The following is a 3,265-nucleotide window of genomic DNA, read 5'->3' as shown; positions in this document are numbered from 1 at the left end:
AACCAGAAAATCGGAAAAATTATAGGCAAAATAGAGGGTGCGCCTATTTATCGTCGCTAAGTTTTTTTGATGGATGAAATTGACAAGAGTTTGACGAATCAGACGGAAGCACCGGCATTTTTTCATCTGTCAGTGCTGAGTCGGGAGTTAATTGCCGGGTTGGAAATCCGTCCGGGGGGACACTACCTGGATGCGACGGTGGGGGGTGGCGGACACAGTCGGTTAATTCTGGAAGCGGCACCGGATGTTCGGGTGACGGCGATTGACCAAGATGAACAAGCGATCGCTGCGGCTAAAACCCAATTGCACGATTTTAGGGAACGCATCCAATTTTGGCATGGCAATTTCACCAAATATCAACCGAATGGTCTAATATTTGACGGAATTATTGCGGATTTAGGCGTGAGTTCTGCTCAGTTCGATGTTCCAGAGCGAGGCTTTAGTTTTCGCCACCAAGCTGACTTAGATATGCGAATGAATCAGCAGCAATCGCTGACTGCCGCAGAAGTCATTAATCACTGGAAAGAAGCGGAACTGGCAGATATTTTCTTTAAATACGGGGAAGAGCGGCTGTCGCGGCGAATTGCTAGAGCGATTGTGGAAAAGCGTCCGTTTCAGACAACAACCGAGTTAGCAGAGGCGATCGCCTATAGCGTTCCCCGTCAGTACCGCTACGGCAGAATTCACCCTGCCACACGGGTATTTCAAGCGCTGCGAATTGTCGTCAACGATGAGTTAAAGTCTCTAGAAACCTTCCTGAATCAAGCACCCAACTGGCTCAAACCAGGCGGTAGGATTGGCATCATCAGTTTTCACAGTTTAGAAGATCGCTTGGTAAAGCATGGTTTTAGAGAATCGCCGATATTGCAGGTGTTAACCAAAAAACCGATTACACCGCAAGACGATGAACTGGAAAATAATCCTCGCTCTCGCTCCGCTAAACTGCGAATCGCAGAACGAAAATGATAGCAAACGACTCGCCGCCTTAGCCGAAAGCTATAGCAGTGAGTCGTTCCTAAATAAATCATCGTAGATTGTTAAAGTTCAACAGATTAATTAACTTAAATTGACTGGTAAGTGCTGTATCCTAATCAAGAATTTTGAGGCAAGTGCGATGTCTTGGCTGCGTCCTGATGGTCGGCAATTTTACCAACTACGTCCGGTTCGGTTTGAACGAATGTTCACCCGATTTGCAGCGGGTTCGGTTTTAACGAGCTGCGGCGACACTCATGTTCTCTGTAGTGCGACGATTCAAAAAGGTGTCCCCAAGTTTTTAGAAGGCACCGGCAAAGGGTGGCTAACGGCTGAATATCGGATGCTACCTGGTGCGACACCCCAACGCCAAGCACGGGAATTTATGAAGCTGTCTGGACGCACGCAAGAGATTCAGCGATTGATTGGGCGCAGCTTGCGGGCGTCGCTAGATTTAGAGGTACTAGGAGAACGCACGATAACGATAGATGCCGATGTTTTACAAGCGGATGCGGGAACCCGCACAACCTCGATTTTCGGCGGGTTTGTGGCACTTGCAGACGCGATAGAAAAGCTGATACAGCAGGGAGAGTTAGAGCGATCGCCAATTCGCCATCAAATTGCCGCAGTTTCGGTAGGACTGTTGCAGGGAGAGCCAGTTTTAGATTTGAATTACGTTGAGGATGTGGCGGCTGAGGTGGATTTCAACGTAGTGATGGATGACCAATTGAACATCATTGAAGTTCAAGGAACGGCTGAGGAAGGCACCTTTAACCGGACTCAGCTCAATCAAATCTTAGATTTAGCCGAAAAAGGGATTCAAGAACTGCTAGATGCACAGCGCAAAGCATTGAGTTCCTCGACCCATTAAATAAAGGAATATCCCTAAAAATTAAGAATCGTTTCAGATCGACGAGAGTGCGATCGCTCTTATACCAGCCTGGATTATATAGATGAAGGGCATTCCAGGCACTTTTGCCAGTTCACCAGAACCCTAACCGCTCATGAGATCGGGGTTGGTGGATGTTTGAGGCAATCTGAGACAATTAGCCTTTGAAATCAACTGTTTCAGCTCATTCCAGATAGATAGATAGTCATCAGCACGAAGGGAGAACTCTATGAAATTGGCTTACTGGATGTATGCAGGCCCCGCTCACATTGGTACTCTGCGGGTCTCCAGTTCCTTTAAGAACGTCCACGCCATTATGCACGCGCCAATTGGCGATGACTACTTTAACGTCATGCGCTCGATGCTAGAGCGCGATCGCAACTTCACCCCAGTTACCATCAGTTCCGTTGACCGGAACGTTTTGGCGCGTGGTTCCCAAGAAAAGGTGGTGGACAATATCACCCGCAAAGACGTTGAGGAACATCCAGACCTAATTGTTTTAACTCCTACCTGTACCAGCAGCATTCTCCAAGAAGACCTGGAAAACTTCGTAGAACGAGCTTCCATAGAAACCAAGTCAGACGTAATGCTGGCGGACGTGAACCACTACCGCGTCAATGAACTGCAAGCAGCCGACATTACCCTGCGGCAAATTGTCCAGCTTTACATCGAGAAAGCCCGGAAAAAAGGCGATTTACCCGAAGGGAAAACTGAAAAGCCCTCGGTTAACATTCTCGGAATTTCCAGCCTCGGATTTCACAATCACCACGACTGCACCGAGTTGAAGCGGTTGATGGCTGACTTGGGGATTCAAGTCAACGAAGTAATTCCCGAAGGCGCATCAGTTCACAACCTCAAGAATTTGCCGAAGGCTTGGTTTAACCTGGTTCCTTACCGCGAAATCGGGCCAATGGCGGCTCAGTACCTGGAGAAAGAATTTGGGATGCCTTTTGTAGATATCACGCCGATGGGTGTGGTGGAAACTGCACGTTGCATCCGCAAAATTCAGGAAATCATTAACGCTCAAGGCGCAGATGTTAACTACGAAGACTACATCAACGAGCAAACTTTGCACGTTTCTCAAGCCGCTTGGTTCTCCCGTTCTATTGACTGCCAAAACTTGACAGGGAAGAAAGCTGTGGTGTTTGGCGACAGCACTCACGCCGCCGCCATCACAAAAATTCTGTCAAGAGAAATGGGGATTCACGTTGTTTGGGCGGGAACATACTGCAAGTACGACGCTGAGTGGTTCAAAGAGCAGGTAGGCGAATACTGCGATGAAGTGATCGTCACCGAAGACCACGGTCAAATTGGGGATGCGATCGCTCGTGTGGAACCTTCTGCCATCTTCGGTACCCAAATGGAACGTCACGTCGGTAAGCGTCTAAATATTCCCTGCGGCGT

General features: G+C 48.4%; 3 protein-coding genes. All 3 read left to right on the top strand.

Annotated elements, in window-relative coordinates; translation table 11 throughout:
- The first annotated feature begins 69 nt into the window (after positions 1 to 69).
- Complete coding sequence (rsmH, locus tag H6F50_RS05685) at positions 70 to 966, top strand: 16S rRNA (cytosine(1402)-N(4))-methyltransferase RsmH (protein ID WP_190427287.1); 897 nt, start codon at positions 70 to 72, stop codon at positions 964 to 966.
- A 148-nt stretch (positions 967 to 1,114) separates the two neighbouring features.
- The gene (gene rph / locus H6F50_RS05680; protein WP_277878912.1) at positions 1,115 to 1,843 is read left to right on the top strand and encodes a ribonuclease PH; all 729 of its coding nucleotides are present in this window, start codon (positions 1,115 to 1,117) and stop codon (positions 1,841 to 1,843) included.
- Between the two features lie 247 nt (positions 1,844 to 2,090).
- Positions 2,091 to 3,265, top strand: a 1,175-nt coding sequence (bchB, locus tag H6F50_RS05675; protein ID WP_190427283.1) for a ferredoxin:protochlorophyllide reductase (ATP-dependent) subunit B, incomplete at its 3' end; no start/stop codon positions are given.

It is taken from the genome of Coleofasciculus sp. FACHB-712 (assembly GCF_014695635.1).
GTDB lineage: Bacteria > Cyanobacteriota > Cyanobacteriia > Cyanobacteriales > FACHB-T130 > FACHB-T130.
This window is presented reverse-complemented; position numbering and strand designations above follow the sequence as displayed.